The organism is Pseudomonas sp. R5-89-07 (genome assembly GCF_003851685.1).
Classification (GTDB): domain Bacteria; phylum Pseudomonadota; class Gammaproteobacteria; order Pseudomonadales; family Pseudomonadaceae; genus Aquipseudomonas.
The window spans coordinates 1,097,028-1,111,211 of record NZ_CP027727.1; the positions used below are offsets into that span (position 1 = coordinate 1,097,028).

At 59.1% G+C, this 14,184-nt stretch carries 20 protein-coding genes; 10 read left to right on the top strand and 10 right to left on the bottom strand.

The features are described from left to right. From C4J94_RS04910 to C4J94_RS04920, 3 genes are read left to right on the top strand one after another with little or no spacing between them, the layout of a single operon-like run. Positions 1–429 carry a hypothetical protein gene (locus C4J94_RS04910; protein ID WP_124385155.1) on the top strand — a complete coding sequence of 143 codons (429 nt, stop codon included), beginning with the start codon at positions 1–3 and terminating at the stop codon, positions 427–429. 1 nt (position 430) lies between these two features. After that, the gene (locus C4J94_RS04915; protein ID WP_124385156.1) at positions 431–1,042 is read left to right on the top strand and encodes a superoxide dismutase; all 612 of its coding nucleotides are present in this window, start codon (positions 431–433) and stop codon (positions 1,040–1,042) included. 32 nt (positions 1,043–1,074) lie between these two features. Next, positions 1,075–1,968: a ZIP family metal transporter gene (locus C4J94_RS04920; RefSeq protein WP_124385157.1), complete on the top strand. Its 894-nt coding sequence runs from the start codon at positions 1,075–1,077 to the stop codon at positions 1,966–1,968. Between the two features lie 22 nt (positions 1,969–1,990). Here the strand turns inward: C4J94_RS04920 and C4J94_RS04925 are convergent, their stop codons facing one another. The 10 genes from C4J94_RS04925 to C4J94_RS04970 form a co-directional block, all read right to left on the bottom strand. Next, a complete protein-coding gene (locus C4J94_RS04925; RefSeq protein WP_124385158.1) occupies positions 1,991–2,263 on the bottom strand; it encodes an HPr family phosphocarrier protein in 273 nt (90 codons plus the stop codon). A gap of 16 nt (positions 2,264–2,279) precedes the next feature. Continuing rightward, a complete protein-coding gene (gene rapZ, locus C4J94_RS04930) occupies positions 2,280–3,137 on the bottom strand; it encodes an RNase adapter RapZ (protein WP_124385159.1) in 858 nt (285 codons plus the stop codon). Positions 3,138–3,139: 2 nt separating this feature from the next. Next, a complete protein-coding gene (ptsN, locus tag C4J94_RS04935) occupies positions 3,140–3,604 on the bottom strand; it encodes a PTS IIA-like nitrogen regulatory protein PtsN (protein WP_124385160.1) in 465 nt (154 codons plus the stop codon). A gap of 10 nt (positions 3,605–3,614) precedes the next feature. Beyond that, positions 3,615–3,920, bottom strand: coding sequence for a ribosome hibernation-promoting factor, HPF/YfiA family (gene hpf / locus C4J94_RS04940; protein WP_003171804.1), 306 nt, complete (start codon positions 3,918–3,920; stop codon positions 3,615–3,617). A gap of 74 nt (positions 3,921–3,994) precedes the next feature. After that, positions 3,995–5,488, bottom strand: a complete 1,494-nt coding sequence (locus C4J94_RS04945) for an RNA polymerase factor sigma-54 (protein ID WP_124385161.1) — start codon at positions 5,486–5,488, stop codon at positions 3,995–3,997. A gap of 184 nt (positions 5,489–5,672) precedes the next feature. Next, complete coding sequence (lptB, locus tag C4J94_RS04950) at positions 5,673–6,398, bottom strand: LPS export ABC transporter ATP-binding protein (RefSeq protein WP_003171806.1); 726 nt, start codon at positions 6,396–6,398, stop codon at positions 5,673–5,675. Continuing rightward, positions 6,398–6,931 carry a lipopolysaccharide transport periplasmic protein LptA gene (gene lptA, locus C4J94_RS04955; protein ID WP_124385162.1) on the bottom strand — a complete coding sequence of 178 codons (534 nt, stop codon included), beginning with the start codon at positions 6,929–6,931 and terminating at the stop codon, positions 6,398–6,400. Before lptA ends, lptB begins: the two co-directional genes overlap by 1 nt. Further along, positions 6,918–7,490: an LPS export ABC transporter periplasmic protein LptC gene (lptC, locus tag C4J94_RS04960; protein ID WP_124385163.1), complete on the bottom strand. Its 573-nt coding sequence runs from the start codon at positions 7,488–7,490 to the stop codon at positions 6,918–6,920. The genes lptA and lptC overlap by 14 nt, the downstream gene beginning before the upstream one ends. An 8-nt stretch (positions 7,491–7,498) precedes the next feature. Next, a complete protein-coding gene (locus C4J94_RS04965; RefSeq protein WP_034118123.1) occupies positions 7,499–8,023 on the bottom strand; it encodes an HAD family hydrolase in 525 nt (174 codons plus the stop codon). Further along, positions 8,024–8,998 (bottom strand): KpsF/GutQ family sugar-phosphate isomerase, encoded by a 975-nt coding sequence (locus C4J94_RS04970; RefSeq protein ID WP_124385164.1) that lies wholly within the window; start codon positions 8,996–8,998, stop codon positions 8,024–8,026. Between the two features lie 311 nt (positions 8,999–9,309). Here C4J94_RS04970 and C4J94_RS04975 point away from each other — a divergent pair, with 311 nt between their 5' ends. The 7 genes from C4J94_RS04975 to murA all read left to right on the top strand — a co-directional run bounded on the left by C4J94_RS04975 (position 9,310) and on the right by murA (position 13,988). Continuing rightward, complete coding sequence (locus C4J94_RS04975; RefSeq protein ID WP_057724577.1) at positions 9,310–10,119, top strand: ATP-binding cassette domain-containing protein; 810 nt, start codon at positions 9,310–9,312, stop codon at positions 10,117–10,119. Continuing rightward, complete coding sequence (mlaE, locus tag C4J94_RS04980) at positions 10,119–10,916, top strand: lipid asymmetry maintenance ABC transporter permease subunit MlaE (RefSeq protein ID WP_124385165.1); 798 nt, start codon at positions 10,119–10,121, stop codon at positions 10,914–10,916. Before C4J94_RS04975 ends, mlaE begins: the two co-directional genes overlap by 1 nt. Then, a complete protein-coding gene (mlaD, locus tag C4J94_RS04985; protein WP_003171814.1) occupies positions 10,916–11,383 on the top strand; it encodes an outer membrane lipid asymmetry maintenance protein MlaD in 468 nt (155 codons plus the stop codon). Before mlaE ends, mlaD begins: the two co-directional genes overlap by 1 nt. Positions 11,384–11,394: 11 nt before the next feature. Continuing rightward, the gene (locus tag C4J94_RS04990) at positions 11,395–12,042 is read left to right on the top strand and encodes a phospholipid-binding protein MlaC (protein ID WP_124385166.1); all 648 of its coding nucleotides are present in this window, start codon (positions 11,395–11,397) and stop codon (positions 12,040–12,042) included. Beyond that, positions 12,039–12,344 (top strand): lipid asymmetry maintenance protein MlaB, encoded by a 306-nt coding sequence (locus C4J94_RS04995; protein WP_124385167.1) that lies wholly within the window; start codon positions 12,039–12,041, stop codon positions 12,342–12,344. Before C4J94_RS04990 ends, C4J94_RS04995 begins: the two co-directional genes overlap by 4 nt. 115 nt (positions 12,345–12,459) lie before the next feature. Continuing rightward, positions 12,460–12,699 (top strand): BolA family protein, encoded by a 240-nt coding sequence (locus C4J94_RS05000; protein ID WP_003188597.1) that lies wholly within the window; start codon positions 12,460–12,462, stop codon positions 12,697–12,699. 23 nt (positions 12,700–12,722) lie between these two features. After that, entirely contained in the window at positions 12,723–13,988 is a 1,266-nt protein-coding gene (gene murA / locus C4J94_RS05005; protein ID WP_004372068.1) for a UDP-N-acetylglucosamine 1-carboxyvinyltransferase, read from the top strand. Positions 13,989–14,184: the final 196 nt, after the last annotated feature.

Below are 14,184 nucleotides of genomic sequence, written 5' to 3' on the forward strand. Positions count from 1 at the left end.
ATGGAGCACTGGAAACGCACGATCGAACGGGCCAATCGCTGCTTTATGGCGGGCGAGTTGGTTGATGCCCGCGAGGCCTACTTGCAAGCGCTGGCCCTGGCCCAGGTGTTGTTCGAACGCTGGGTGGACGCCGACGAAGCAGTGGCGGCTTGCGTCATTTCCCATCACAACCTGGCAGACCTGCACCTGCGCCTCAACCAGCCTGAAGAAAGCGCGGAATACCTCTGCGCCATTCACCAGCGCCTGCTGCAAACCATGCAGGACCCCCGCCTCAGTTCGAAGTTGCGCGAGGCAGCGTTGCGCCAGAGCAGCAAAACCTATATCGAGCTGTTGAATTTCATCAGTGATCACGGCGAATACCCGCGCACCCATCGCCTGCTGGGCGCTGCCGCGACGCAACCGGCCACCTCTCACTATGGAGCACATTGATATGACCTACACCTTGCCGGCTTTGCCTTATGCCTACGATGCGCTTGAACCCCATATTGATGCGCAAACCATGGAAATCCACTACACCAAACACCACCAGACCTACATCAATAATCTTAATGCGGCGGTCGAGGGCACCGAGTACGCGGGCTGGCCGGTGGAGAAGTTGGTTTCCAGCGTTGAAAAATTACCGGAGCAATTACGCGCTGCTGTGGTCAACCAAGGAGGCGGTCATGCCAACCACTCGTTGTTCTGGGCGGTCATGACGCCGACAGGTGGCGGCAAGCCCGAGGGGGTGCTGGGCAAAGCTATCGACGAGCAGTTGGGTGGCTTCGACAGCTTCAAGGAGGCTTTTACCAAGGCGGCGTTGACCCGTTTCGGTAGCGGCTGGGCCTGGTTGAGTGTCACCCCGCAAAAAACCTTGGTGGTGGAAAGCAGCGGCAACCAGGACAGCCCGCTGATGAGCGGTAACACGCCGATCCTCGGTCTGGATGTCTGGGAGCATGCCTACTACCTGCTGTACCAAAACCGACGACCGGAGTACATCAATGCATTCTATAGCGTCATCAATTGGCCGGAGGTTGCCGCACGCTACCAGGCTGCCTTGGCCTGACATTCAACCTATAACAAGATCTAAGGCCGATTATGGGCACTGAAACACTGGCGATTAGCAGCGTGCGATTATTTCGCTACGCGTTTGGCTCCCTGCTTGTATTAGTCGGTACGGCATTGCTGGTGGCCCATGGGCTGGCCTGGCTCGACCTGGAACCACGCATCTTGCGCGCGCTGCAGGGCGGGGCGATCTGCGCACTCGGCACGGCGCTGGGAGCAGTGCCGGTGCTGGTGATTCGCCGGATGCCGGCGGCGTTGAGCGATACCTTGCTGGGTTTTGGCGCGGGGGTCATGCTGGCGGCGACCGCCTTTTCGCTGGTGGTGCCGGGTATCGCCGCCGCTGAAAACCTGGGGCTCTCGCCCTGGGGCGCGGGCGGCTTGATCAGCTTCGGCATCATGCTGGGTGCCTTCGGGCTGTATCTGGTGGACCGCAAGGTCTCCGGCGCCAGCCCGGAAATGCTGGTGGGCACGCCGGATAAACCGGTTATCCCGCCGCGCATCTGGCTGTTCGTGTTTGCCATCATTGCCCACAACATACCTGAAGGCATGGCCGTAGGCGTCTCTGCTGGCGGCGGCATGGCGGATGCCGACAGCCTCGCCATGGGCATCGCCCTGCAGGATGTACCGGAAGGCCTGGTGATTGCGCTGGTATTGGCGGGGGCGGGGATGTCGCGGATCAGGGCGTTTCTGATCGGTGCCGCATCGGGTTTGGTAGAGCCCGTCTTTGCCGTGCTGTGCGCGTGGTTGGTGAGCCTTGCCGAAGTGCTGCTGCCCCTGGGGCTGGCGCTGGCGGCTGGCGCAATGCTGTTGGTGGTGACCCATGAGGTCATCCCCGAGTCACGCCGAAACGGTCACGATAAGCTTGCCAGCCTGGGGTTGTGCATCGGGTTTTGCTTGATGATGGTGATGGACACGGCGTTGGGGTAAGGCTTAAGCCTACAGAGACAGGTTATTCGCCTTCATCAAAGTAGTTATTGATCAACGCCACCAATGCGTCCATCGCTTCCTGCTCCTGCTCACCCTCGGTTTTCAGGTGGATTTTGGTGCCTTTGCCTGCGGCGAGCATCATCATTGCCATGATGCTTTTGCCGTCGACCATCGACTCTGGAGTGCGCCCGGCGCGAATCTGGCAGGGGAACTTCCCGGCGACGCCGACAAATTTGGCTGATGCACGGGCATGCAAGCCCAGCTTGTTGATGATTTCAATTTCCAGAGCGGGCATCGCGCAAGTGTTCCTTTCAGCTAAGGTCGCGGTGGCGAACCTGGACGTTCTTGAGGGTTTGTTGCAGTACCTGGCCGAGTCGTTCCGTCAGGTAGACGGAGCGGTGGTGACCACCGGTGCAGCCGATGGCAATGGTGACATAGGCACGATTGCTTGCGGCAAAGCGCGGTAACCATTTGAGCAGGTAACTGGAGATATCCTGGAACATCTCTTCCACATCCGCCTGCGCGGCCAGGTAGTCGATTACCGGCTGGTCGAGCCCAGACTGATCGCGCAATTCCGGCTTCCAATAAGGATTGGGCAGGCAGCGCACGTCAAATACCAGGTCGGCATCCACCGGCATGCCACGCTTGAAACCAAACGACTCGACCAGAAACGCAGTGCCAGGCTCCGGCTGGTTGAGCAATCGGAGCTTGATGGCGTCGCGCAGCTGGTAGAGGTTCAGGTTGGTGGTGTTGATCTTCAGATCGGCCAGGTCGATGATCGGCCCCAGCAGTTTGGTCTCGTCCTCGATGGCTTCCGCCAGGGAGCGGTTGGCGCTGCTGAGCGGATGGCGTCGACGGGTTTCAGAGAAACGCTTGAGCAGGGTTTCTTCGTCGGCATCCAGGTACAGCACGTCGCAATGAATATGCTTGGCACGCACTTCCTCAAGCAGTTCGGGGAACCGCGAGAGGTGGCTGGGCAGGTTGCGGGCGTCGATCGACACAGCGACCAGCGGTTGCGCCAGTTCGGTATGGATCAGTGCGCGTTCCGCCAATTCCGGCAGCAGCCCGGCGGGCAGGTTGTCGATACAGTAGAAGCCGCTGTCCTCAAGAACGTTGAGCGCAGTGCTCTTGCCCGAGCCGGAGCGGCCGCTGACGATGATCAAACGCATGATTATTGCCCGCTTTGTTCATCCAGGACGACCTGATACAGGGCCTCATTACTGCTGGCACTGCGCAGTTTTTCGCGTACTTCCTTGCGGTCGAGCATGCTGGCGATCTGCCGGAGCAGCTCCAGGTGCGCATCGGTGGCGGCTTGCGGGACCAGCAGAACGAACAGCAGGTCGACCGGGGCGCCGTCGATGGCGTCGAAATCGATGGGGTGATCCAGGTGCAGCAGGGCGCTGACGGGTGTTTCGCAGCCTTTGAGACGACAGTGGGGGATGGCGATGCCGTTGCCAAAACCGGTCGAGCCGAGTTTTTCACGGGCAATCAGGGCCTCGAAGACATCTTGCATCTCCAGTTCAGGCACTTGGCTACTGATCAGGTTGGCAATTTGTTCGAGGGCTTTTTTCTTGCTGCCGCCCGGCACGTTCACGAGGGAACGGCCGGGGGTCAGGATGGTTTCAAGTCGGATCATGGGGGGAGAGTTAACGACCTGTACCTTGCATCAGGTGCAGATTCTTTTCCTTATGCTTTATGAGTTGGCGGTCGAGCTTGTCGTAGAGCGAGTCGATCGCCGCGTACATGTCTTCATGTTCCGCATTGGCGACGAGCTTGGCATTCGGTACGTGCAGGGTGGCCTCGATTTTCTGCTTGAGCTTGTCGACCTCCATGATGACCTGCACGTTGGTGATCTTGTCAAAATGCCCCGCAAGCTTGTTCAGCTTGCTCTCGGTGTACTCACGCAGGGGCTTGGTGACTTCCAGCTGGTGTCCACTGATGTTGACTTGCATACAGCTTCTCCTTCGTTGCCAGTGCATAAAGCGGCAGGCAAAACGCCTGCCACTGGAACGCTGTGGCCCGCCCGTCACATCAAACGCTTTCGCTCGCTGGAAGGCGCGATCCCGAGAGACTCGCGGTACTTGGCGACGGTTCGACGGGCGACCTGAATGCCTTGTGCCTCCAGTAAACCAGCGATCTTGCTGTCACTCAACGGCTTTTTCTGATTTTCCGCGGCAACCAGTTTTTTGATGATCGCGCGGATCGCCGTGGACGAGCATTCGCCGCCTTCGGAGGTGCTTACGTGGCTTGAGAAAAAGTATTTCAGCTCATAAATACCCCGTGGGGTATGCATGAATTTTTGCGTGGTCACCCGTGAAATCGTCGATTCATGCATGCCGACCGCCTCAGCGATGTCGTGCAGTACCAGGGGCTTCATCGCTTCGTCGCCGTATTCCAGGAAGCCGCGTTGATGCTCGACGATCTGGGTCGCCACTTTCATCAGGGTTTCGTTGCGGCTTTGCAGGCTCTTGATGAACCAGCGCGCTTCCTGCAACTGGTTGCGCATGAAGGTGTTGTCGGCGCTGGTGTCGGCGCGCCGCACGAAGCCGGCGTATTGCGGGTTGACGCGCAGGCGCGGCACCGATTCCTGGTTCAGTTCCACCAGCCAGCGTTCGTTGTCCTTGCGCACGATCACGTCGGGCACGACATATTCGGCTTCGCTGGACTCGATCTGCGAGCCAGGGCGAGGGTTGAGGTTCTGCACCAGCTCGATGACCTGGCGCAGTTCGTCTTCCTTGAGCTTCATGCGACGCATCAGCTGGCTGTAGTCGCGGCTGCCCAGCAGGTCGATGTAGTCGCTGACCAGGCGCTTGGCCTCAGCGAGCCAGGGTGTCTTGGCCGGGAGCTGGCGCAGTTGCAGCAGCAGGCACTCGCTGAGCGTGCGCGCGCCGATACCGGCGGGCTCGAATTGCTGGATCCGGTGCAAGACGGCTTCGATCTCGTCCAGTTCAATATCCAGTTCCGGGTCGAAGGCTTCAAGAATTTCCTCGAGCGTTTCGTCCAGGTAGCCCTGGTTATTGATGCAGTCGATCAGGGTGACGGCGATCAGGCGATCGGTGTCCGACATCGGCGCCAGGTTCAGTTGCCACAGCAAATGGCTCTGCAGGCTCTCGCCGACAGACGTACGGGTGGTGAAGTCCCACTCGTCATCATCATTGCTGGGCAGGCTGCTGGCGCTGGTCTGGTAGACGTCTTCCCATGCGGTGTCCACGGGAAGCTCGTTGGGAATGCGTTCGTTCCATTCGCCGTCCTCAAGGTTATCCACCGTGGGGGCGGTTTCCTGGTAGGACGGTTCCTGTACATCGGGATTGGGCTTTTGCTCGATGTTGTCGGCCAACGGGTCGGTATTGTCGAAGTCGTCGCCTTCTTCCTGGCGTTCGAGCATCGGATTGGACTCCAGGGCCTCCTGGATTTCCTGTTGCAGGTCCAGGGTCGACAATTGGAGCAGGCGGATGGCCTGTTGCAGCTGCGGTGTCATCGTCAGCTGCTGGCCCATTCTCAGGACTAGCGATGGTTTCATGGCAGGGGCTTAACACCTTATTCGCCGGCGCAATGCGCCATCCACGACAGGGCGCGTGAGCGCCAAACATAAGCAAATTATATGCCTGATATCGGGGGCTTTGCCTAGAGCGCGGTAACAATAAAAATACTGAGGTTTTTATTGACTCGCGCGCTCAACAGCGAATGGCCTGATACCACCGTGTTTACAGGCGGAACTCGTGACCCAGGTACACTTCCTTGACCAGTTCGTTGGCCAGGATGGTGGCGGAATCGCCCTCGGCAATCAACTGGCCGTCGTTGACGATATAGGCGGTTTCGCAGATATCCAAGGTCTCGCGGACGTTGTGGTCGGTGATCAACACACCGATGCCCTTGGCCTTGAGGTGATGGATGATTTGCTTGATGTCGCCGACCGAGATCGGGTCGACACCGGCGAACGGTTCGTCCAGCAGGATGAACTTGGGCGCGGTCGCCAGGGCGCGGGCAATCTCCACACGACGACGCTCACCACCGGACAAGCTCATGCCGAGGTTGTCGCGAATGTGGTTGATGTGGAATTCCTGAAGCAGGCTTTCCAGTTCCTTGCGGCGGCCGTCGCGGTCGAGTTCCTTGCGGGTCTCGAGGATTGCCATGATGTTGTCGGCTACCGACAGTTTGCGGAAGATCGACGCCTCCTGCGGAAGATAGCCGATACCTGCGCGCGCACGGCCGTGCATCGGCTGGTGGCTGACGTCCAGGTCGTCAATCAATACACGGCCCTGGTCCGCCTGGACCAGCCCGACGATCATGTAGAAGCAGGTGGTCTTGCCGGCGCCGTTGGGGCCGAGCAGGCCGACGATCTGGCCGCTGTCGATCGACAGGCTGACATCGCGTACCACCTGGCGGCTTTTATAGGCCTTGGCCAGATGCTGGGCTTTCAGGGTTGCCATTACTCGGCCTTCTTCTTCGGCTGGATGACCATGTCGATACGTGGGCGAGGTGCGGTGACCTTGTTGCCATTGGCGCGACCCGCCTGGGCGACCTGGGTCTGGGTGTTGTAGACGATCTTCTCGCCTTCGGTGGAGTTGCCGTCGGCACTGAGTACCTTGGCCTGATCAATCAGTACGATGCGATTTTGCTGGGCATGGTACTGGATGGTCTTGCCATAGCCTTTCATCGGGCCCGGGTCTTCTGCCTTTTGCTTCTGTTCGAAGTAAGCCAGGTTGCCCACGGAGGTCACGACGTCGATATCGCCGGTCGCGGTGCGAGTCAGGGTCACGGTGTTGCCAGTGATCTTCATCGAGCCTTGGGTGATGATCACGCCACCGGTGTAGGTGGCGACGCCTTGTTTGTCATCGAGCTGCGCATCGTCAGCCGAGATGTGGATCGGTTGCTGGCTATCGTTCGGCAGAGCCCAGGCGCTCACGCTTCCCAGTGCTGCGCCCAGACCGAGCAAAATAGGGAGGGTTTTAACGAGCCTCATACTGTCCTCTTACGTTCGATAGCAGGTGTATCCTGCTTTCTTTCAAATACGCTTTCATTCCCTTGCCAGTCGATACACCGCCAGCGCCGTCGATTCTAACGTCTTGCTCGGTCTGCGCATATTCCTTCTGTGGGAATACGGTCATGCGACTGCTGGTAATGATGGTGTCGCGGTTCTGTGCGTCTGTACGTGCGACGCGCACCGAGTCGATCAGTTCGATTTCGGTGCCGTCCGGGTTGACCTCGCCACGCAGGCTGGTGACATGCCAGGGCTGTTCGGTGCCGCGGTAGAGGTTCAGGTCCGGGTTGGTCAGCAGGCTGACTTCCGAAGCTTTCAGGCGCTCGACCTTATCGGAGACCAATACGTACTGCACCTTGCCATCGGGCAGGAACTGCACGGTGTGGGTGTTGGTGGCAAAGTTGTCGATGATGCTTTCATCCACCTGCACGACAGGTTTGTCGAGAAAGCGCTCCGGGCTGATATTCCAGTAGCCCACCGCGAGGAGCAACGCGGCGATGACCCCGAACAGCAGGAAATTGCGAATCTTTTTACTCAGCATATAACGCTCTATAAGTAGGCGGCGTGGGCCGCTTCAAGACTGCCCTGGGCACGCAGGATCAATTCACAGAACTCGCGGGCGGCACCTTCGCCGCCGCGGGCGGTGGTAATGCCATGGGCATGTTCACGCACAAACGCTGCGGCATTGGCCACGGCCATGCCCAGGCCGACCCGGCGGATCACCGGCAGGTCAGGCAGATCGTCACCCAGGTAGGCGACCTGTTCATAGCTTAGGTTGAGTTGGCCAAGAAGCTCGTCCAATACCACCAGTTTATCCTCGCGCCCCTGATACAGGTGAGGAATCCCGAGGTTTTGTGCGCGGCGTTCCACAACCGGTGTCTTTCGACCACTGATAATCGCGGTTTGCACGCCTGCCGCCATCAGCATCTTGATGCCCTGGCCGTCGAGTGTGTTGAACGTCTTGAATTCGCTGCCGTCTTCGAGAAAGTACAGGCGGCCATCGGTCAGCACGCCATCCACGTCGAATATCGCCAACTTGATGTTTTTACCGCGTTGCAACAGGTCGCTGGTCATCTACATCACTCCTGCACGCAGCAAGTCGTGCATGTTCAGGGCGCCAATCGGGCGGTCATTCTCGTCGATCACCACCAGCGCGCCGATCTTGTGGTCTTCCATGATCTTCAGGGCTTCAGCAGCAAGCATTTCGGGGCGGGCGGTCTTGCCGTGGGGCGTCATCACCGCGTCGATGGTTGCGGTATGGATGTCGATGGTACGGTCCAGGGTGCGACGCAAATCACCGTCGGTGAACACGCCGGCCAGTCGTCCGTCGGTTTCCAGGATCACGGTCATGCCCAGGCCCTTGCGGGTCATCTCCATCAGTGCGTCCTTGAGCAAGGTGCCGCGTGGCACGTGGGGCAATTCATCGCCCGCATGCATGACATTTTCCACTTTCAGCAGCAAACGACGGCCCAAAGCGCCGCCCGGGTGGGAAAACGCGAAGTCTTCAGCCGTGAACCCGCGCGCCTCCAGCAGTGCGACGGCCAATGCATCGCCCATCACCAAGGCTGCAGTAGTGGAAGAGGTGGGTGCCAGGTTCAGCGGGCAGGCTTCATGGGCGACATGAACGTTCAAGTTCACTTCGGCGGCCTTGGCCAGGGTCGACTCCGGGTTGCCAGTGACGCTGATCATCTTGATGCCCAGGCGCTTGATCAGCGGCAGCAGGGTCACGATCTCGTTGGTGGTACCGGAGTTGGACAGGGCCAGAATCACGTCATCCTTGGTGATCATGCCCATATCACCATGGCTGGCTTCGGCCGGGTGCACGAAGAACGCCGTGGTTCCGGTGCTGGCCAGCGTAGCGGCGATCTTGTTGCCGACGTGGCCGGACTTACCCATGCCAACCACGACAACGCGGCCCTTGCTGGCCAGAATCATCTCGCAGGCGCGTACGAAATCTGCGTCGATATGTGCCAGCAAACCTTCTACGGCTTCCAGCTCGAGGCGGATGGTGCGTTGTGCGGATTGAATAAGGTCGCTGGATTGGCTCATGTCTGAAATCGTATAGCCTGACGAAAAGTCGGCGATTATAGCGGTAATGATCAATTCCCTCACGCAAGTTCGTCAGGCTTTATTCTGAAGGGCTCTCGGAATCGTCTTGATAACATGGCCGGCAACGGTTTTTCGCTGTCCTGAATCTGAACAAGCGCTGTTCCGGCCTTGGGGGCTCTGCACCAGCAGTGATATAGTTCGCGGCCAGTTCGGTCCCGGCCAACCCATGGTGCAAACTATTGCGCATCCCTGTGCAAACGAAAGTCGCATGCAGGGTGTCTGAGTGAAAGGCTGCATCCCAAGGAGATTAGATGAGTGCCGATAACGCCTACGCGGTCGAGCTGAAGGGCCTTTCCTTCAAGCGCGGTACGCGCAGCATCTTCAATAACGTCGATATTCGCATTCCTCGCGGAAAAGTCACGGGCATCATGGGGCCTTCCGGTTGCGGCAAGACCACCTTGTTGCGCCTGATGGGCATGCAATTGCGCCCCAGTGCCGGTGAAGTGTGGGTCAACGGCCAGAACCTGCCGACGCTGTCGCGCAGCGATCTGTTCGATGCGCGCAAGCACATGGGTGTGCTGTTTCAGAGCGGCGCGCTGTTCACCGACCTCGATGTATTCGAAAACGTAGCGTTCCCGCTGCGGGTGCATACCCAACTGTCCGATGAGATGATTCGTGACATCGTGTTGCTGAAGCTGCAGGCCGTAGGGCTTCGCGGGGCCATCGACCTGATGCCGGACGAGTTGTCCGGCGGCATGAAGCGCCGTGTCGCCCTGGCGCGAGCCATTGCCCTCGACCCGCAGATCCTCATGTACGACGAGCCTTTCGTGGGCCAGGACCCAATCGCCATGGGCGTACTGGTGCGCCTGATCCGCCTGCTCAACGACGCGTTGGGAATCACCAGCATCGTGGTGTCTCACGACCTGGCCGAAACCGCGAGCATCGCCGATTACCTCTATGTAGTAGGTGATGGTCAGGTGCTGGGGCAGGGCACGCCGGAAGAGCTGATGAATGCCGATAACCCGCGCATTCGCCAGTTCATGACCGGCGATCCCGATGGCCCGGTGCCTTTTCACTTTCCGGCAGCGGATTACCGCGCAGATCTTCTGGGGAAGCGCTGATGCGCAAAACATCTCTTGTCGAAAAGGTTCGCCTTTTCGGTCGCTCGGGCATCGACATCGTCGAAGTCCTGGGGCGTTCGACTATTTTCCTGTTCCACGCCTTGCTTGGCCGCGGTGGCATCGGCGGCGGCTTTGGCCTGCTGCTCAAGCAGCTGCATGCGGTTGGCGTGATGTCCCTGGTGATTATTGTGGTCTCCGGGGTATTCATCGGTATGGTGCTGGCGTTGCAGGGCTTCAACATTCTGTCGAGCTACGGTTCCGAGCAGGCGGTAGGGCAGATGGTCGCCCTGACGCTGTTGCGGGAACTGGGGCCGGTGGTCACCGCCTTGTTGTTCGCCGGTCGTGCCGGTTCTGCGCTGACCGCTGAAATCGGTAACATGAAATCCACCGAACAGCTGTCCAGCCTGGAAATGATCGGCGTGGACCCGCTCAAGTACATTGTTGCCCCGCGCCTGTGGGCTGGCTTCATTTCCCTTCCGCTGCTGGCAATGATCTTCAGCGTGGTCGGGATCTGGGGTGGTTCGTGGGTGGCAGTGGACTGGCTGGGGGTCTATGACGGCTCTTACTGGGCCAACATGCAAAACAGCGTGACCTTCACGGGCGACGTGCTCAACGGCATCATTAAGAGCATCGTCTTCGCCTTTGTAGTGACCTGGATCGCCGTATTCCAAGGCTATGACTGTGAACCCACCTCAGAAGGGATCAGTCGCGCCACCACCAAGACCGTTGTGTACGCCTCGCTGGCGGTACTGGGCCTTGACTTCATTTTGACCGCCTTGATGTTTGGAGATTTCTGATGCAAAACCGCACTGTGGAAATCGGTGTCGGCCTTTTCTTGCTGGCTGGCATCCTGGCTTTACTGTTGCTGGCCCTGCGGGTCAGTGGCCTGTCGGCCAGCCCCACCGCCGACACTTATAAACTTTATGCGTACTTCGACAATATCGCCGGTTTGACGGTCAGAGCTAAAGTGACCATGGCCGGTGTGACCATCGGCAAGGTCACGGCAATCGATCTGGATCGCGACAGCTTCACCGGTCGAGTGACGATGCAACTGGACAAGAAGGTAGATAATCTGCCGACCGACTCCACGGCGTCTATCCTCACCGCGGGCCTGCTGGGCGAGAAGTACATCGGTGTCAGCGTGGGCGGGGAAACAGCCCTGCTCAAGGATGGCTCGACCATCCACGACACACAGTCGTCGTTGGTACTTGAAGACCTGATCGGTAAATTCCTGCTCAATACGGTCAATAAAGACGCCAAATGAGGAATCTGTTCATGATCTCTACCTTGCGACGTGGCCTTCTGGTCCTGCTTGCAGCGCTGCCGTTGATGGCCAACGCAGCCGGTTCTGCCCACGAACTGGTGCAGGACACCACCAACAAGATGTTGGCTGACCTGTCGGCCAACAAGGAAAAGTACAAACAAGACCCGAGCCAGTTCTATAACGCGCTTAATACCATCGTCGGCCCGGTGGTCGATGCCGAAGGCATCTCCCGCAGCATCATGACCGTCAAGTATTCGCGCAAGGCGACGCCTGCGCAGATGCAGCGCTTCCAGGAGAACTTCAAGCGCGGCCTGTTCCAGTTCTACGGCAATGCCTTGCTCGAGTACAACAACCAGGGGATTACCGTCGCTCCGGCCGGTGATGAATCGGGTGATCGCACCAGCGTCAACATGACCGTCAAAGGTACCAATGGCGCCGTGTACCCTGTGCAATACACGCTGGAGAAGGTCAACGGCGAGTGGAAGCTGCGCAACGTGATCATCAACGGCATCAATATCGGCAAGCTGTTCCGTGATCAGTTCGCTGACGCGATGCAGCGCAATGGCAACGATCTGGACAAGACCATCAATGGTTGGGCCGGTGAAGTGGCCAAGGCCAAAGAGGCTTCCGACAAGGAAGCCGGGAAGCCTGCGCAATGACCGAGTCGGCTGTTCGTCTCGGCAATGCCGGCGAGCTGTTCCTCAGCGGCGTGCTGGATTACCGCACCGGGCCTGACCTGCGCAAGCAGGGCCAGGCGCTGATCAAGGCCAGCGCCGCGCCTGCGCTGGTGCTCGATTGTTCAGCGGTGACCAAGTCAAGCAGCGTCGGCTTGTCATTGCTGCTGTGCTTTATGCGTGATGCCCAAGCGGCAAAAAAGCCGGTCAGTATTCGTGCATTGCCTGAAGACATGCGCGAGATCGCCGAGGTTTCTGGCCTGACCGAGCTGTTGGTACACCCTTAATACACATTTATTAGAGAAGCCCCCCGTCAGAGTCCTGCTATGCGGGGTTCGCAGGCGCGGGGCTTTTTTGTATGATGTGCGACCCGTGCGCACTGGGCGCCGATAGAGGTTGAGCATGCAGGCCCTAGAAGTTAAGAGCTTCCTTGAAGGAAAGCTGCCGGAAACGACTGTTGAAGTTGAAGGCGAAGGCTGCAATTTCCAGCTGAACGTGATTAGCGATGAACTGGCGGCATTGAGCCCGGTCAAGCGTCAGCAGCAGATCTATGCCCATTTGAACCCGTGGATCACCGATGGCAGCATCCATGCGGTCACTATGAAATTTTTCAGCCGCGCGGCCTGGGCCGAGCGCACCTGAGCCCCCAAGGCGTCGAGATTCTTATGGATAAATTGATTATTACCGGCGGTGCCCGCCTCGATGGCGAGATCCGCATTTCCGGTGCGAAAAACTCCGCCTTGCCGATCCTGGCAGCGACCCTGCTTTGCGATGGCCCTGTCACTGTGGCCAACCTGCCGCACCTGCACGACATCACCACCATGATCGAGCTGTTCGGTCGCATGGGCATTGAGCCGGTGATCGACGAGAAGTTGTCCGTCGAAATCGACCCACGCACCATCAAGACCCTGATCGCCCCGTACGAGCTGGTGAAAACCATGCGTGCGTCGATCCTGGTGCTCGGCCCGATGGTCGCGCGTTTCGGTGAGGCTGAAGTGGCCCTGCCTGGCGGTTGCGCCATTGGTTCGCGTCCGGTCGACCTGCATATCCGTGGCCTCGAAGCCATGGGCGCGGTCATCGACGTCGAAGGCGGCTACATCAAGGCCAAGGCGCCGGAAGGCGGCTTGCGTGGCGCGAACTTCTTCTTTGATACCGTCAGCGTGACCGGTACCGAGAACATCATGATGGCCGCTGCCCTGGCCAATGGCCGCAGCGTGCTGCAAAACGCCGCGCGCGAGCCGGAAGTGGTCGACCTGGCCAACTTCCTGATCGCCATGGGCGCCAACATCAGTGGTGCCGGCACCGACACCATCACCATCGATGGTGTGAAGCGCCTGCACTCGGCCACCTATAAAGTGATGCCGGACCGTATCGAGACCGGCACCTACCTCGTTGCCGCCGCCGTTACCGGTGGCCGCGTGAAGGTCAAGGACACCGATCCGACCATCCTCGAAGCCGTCCTGGAAAAACTCAAGGAAGCCGGCGCAGAAATCACCACCGGCGAAGACTGGATCGAGCTGAACATGCACGGCAAGCGGCCAAAAGCCGTCAACGTGCGTACCGCCCCGTACCCGGCGTTCCCGACCGACATGCAGGCGCAGTTCATTTCCCTGAACGCGATTGCCGAAGGCACCGGTGCCGTGATCGAGACCATCTTCGAAAACCGCTTCATGCACGTGTACGAACTGCACCGCATGGGTGCCAAGATCCAGGTCGAGGGCAACACCGCCATCGTTACCGGCATCGACAAGCTCAAGGGCGCGCCAGTGATGGCGACCGACCTGCGGGCTTCGGCCAGCCTGGTGATCTCGGCACTGTGCGCCGACGGCGATACCCTGATCGACCGCATCTACCACATAGACCGTGGCTACGAGTGCATCGAAGAAAAACTGCAGATGCTCGGCGCCAAAATCCGCCGCGTTCCGGGCTAACCCCCGCTGCACTGTAGGAGCGAGCTTGCTCGCGAAAAACGTCAACGATAACGCGTTTATCCAGTATCAACGCGGTGCCCATGAGTTCTTCGCGAGCAAGCTCGCTCCTACACACACACACCGGTTTGTTTCAAATCGAGGCTGTAAGGGCCTCGATCTGTGTCTGGCGCCGTTTGTGACCGGACAGCAATAGCCT

Bases quoted from the DNA above. Each gene is read 5' to 3' on its own strand.
- C4J94_RS05000 (WP_003188597.1), top strand. From the start codon at position 12,460: ATGCAGGCCCTAGAAGTTAAGAGCTTCCTTGAAGGAAAGCTGCCGGAA.
- murA (WP_004372068.1), top strand. From the start codon at position 12,723: ATGGATAAATTGATTATTACCGGCGGTGCCCGCCTCGATGGCGAGATC.
- C4J94_RS04915 (WP_124385156.1), top strand. From the start codon at position 431: ATGACCTACACCTTGCCGGCTTTGCCTTATGCCTACGATGCGCTTGAA.
- C4J94_RS04925 (WP_124385158.1), bottom strand. From the start codon at position 2,263: ATGCCCGCTCTGGAAATTGAAATCATCAACAAGCTGGGCTTGCATGCC.
- C4J94_RS04970 (WP_124385164.1), bottom strand. From the start codon at position 8,998: ATGAGCCAATCCAGCGACCTTATTCAATCCGCACAACGCACCATCCGC.
- ptsN (WP_124385160.1), bottom strand. From the start codon at position 3,604: ATGATCCGACTTGAAACCATCCTGACCCCCGGCCGTTCCCTCGTGAAC.
- C4J94_RS04995 (WP_124385167.1), top strand. From the start codon at position 12,039: ATGACCGAGTCGGCTGTTCGTCTCGGCAATGCCGGCGAGCTGTTCCTC.
- C4J94_RS04990 (WP_124385166.1), top strand. From the start codon at position 11,395: ATGATCTCTACCTTGCGACGTGGCCTTCTGGTCCTGCTTGCAGCGCTG.
- C4J94_RS04945 (WP_124385161.1), bottom strand. From the start codon at position 5,488: ATGAAACCATCGCTAGTCCTGAGAATGGGCCAGCAGCTGACGATGACA.
- lptB (WP_003171806.1), bottom strand. From the start codon at position 6,398: ATGGCAACCCTGAAAGCCCAGCATCTGGCCAAGGCCTATAAAAGCCGC.
- lptC (WP_124385163.1), bottom strand. From the start codon at position 7,490: ATGCTGAGTAAAAAGATTCGCAATTTCCTGCTGTTCGGGGTCATCGCC.
- C4J94_RS04920 (WP_124385157.1), top strand. From the start codon at position 1,075: ATGGGCACTGAAACACTGGCGATTAGCAGCGTGCGATTATTTCGCTAC.
- mlaD (WP_003171814.1), top strand. From the start codon at position 10,916: ATGCAAAACCGCACTGTGGAAATCGGTGTCGGCCTTTTCTTGCTGGCT.
- C4J94_RS04965 (WP_034118123.1), bottom strand. From the start codon at position 8,023: ATGACCAGCGACCTGTTGCAACGCGGTAAAAACATCAAGTTGGCGATA.
- hpf (WP_003171804.1), bottom strand. From the start codon at position 3,920: ATGCAAGTCAACATCAGTGGACACCAGCTGGAAGTCACCAAGCCCCTG.
- C4J94_RS04975 (WP_057724577.1), top strand. From the start codon at position 9,310: ATGAGTGCCGATAACGCCTACGCGGTCGAGCTGAAGGGCCTTTCCTTC.
- mlaE (WP_124385165.1), top strand. From the start codon at position 10,119: ATGCGCAAAACATCTCTTGTCGAAAAGGTTCGCCTTTTCGGTCGCTCG.
- lptA (WP_124385162.1), bottom strand. From the start codon at position 6,931: ATGAGGCTCGTTAAAACCCTCCCTATTTTGCTCGGTCTGGGCGCAGCA.
- rapZ (WP_124385159.1), bottom strand. From the start codon at position 3,137: ATGCGTTTGATCATCGTCAGCGGCCGCTCCGGCTCGGGCAAGAGCACT.
- C4J94_RS04910 (WP_124385155.1), top strand. From the start codon at position 1: ATGGAGCACTGGAAACGCACGATCGAACGGGCCAATCGCTGCTTTATG.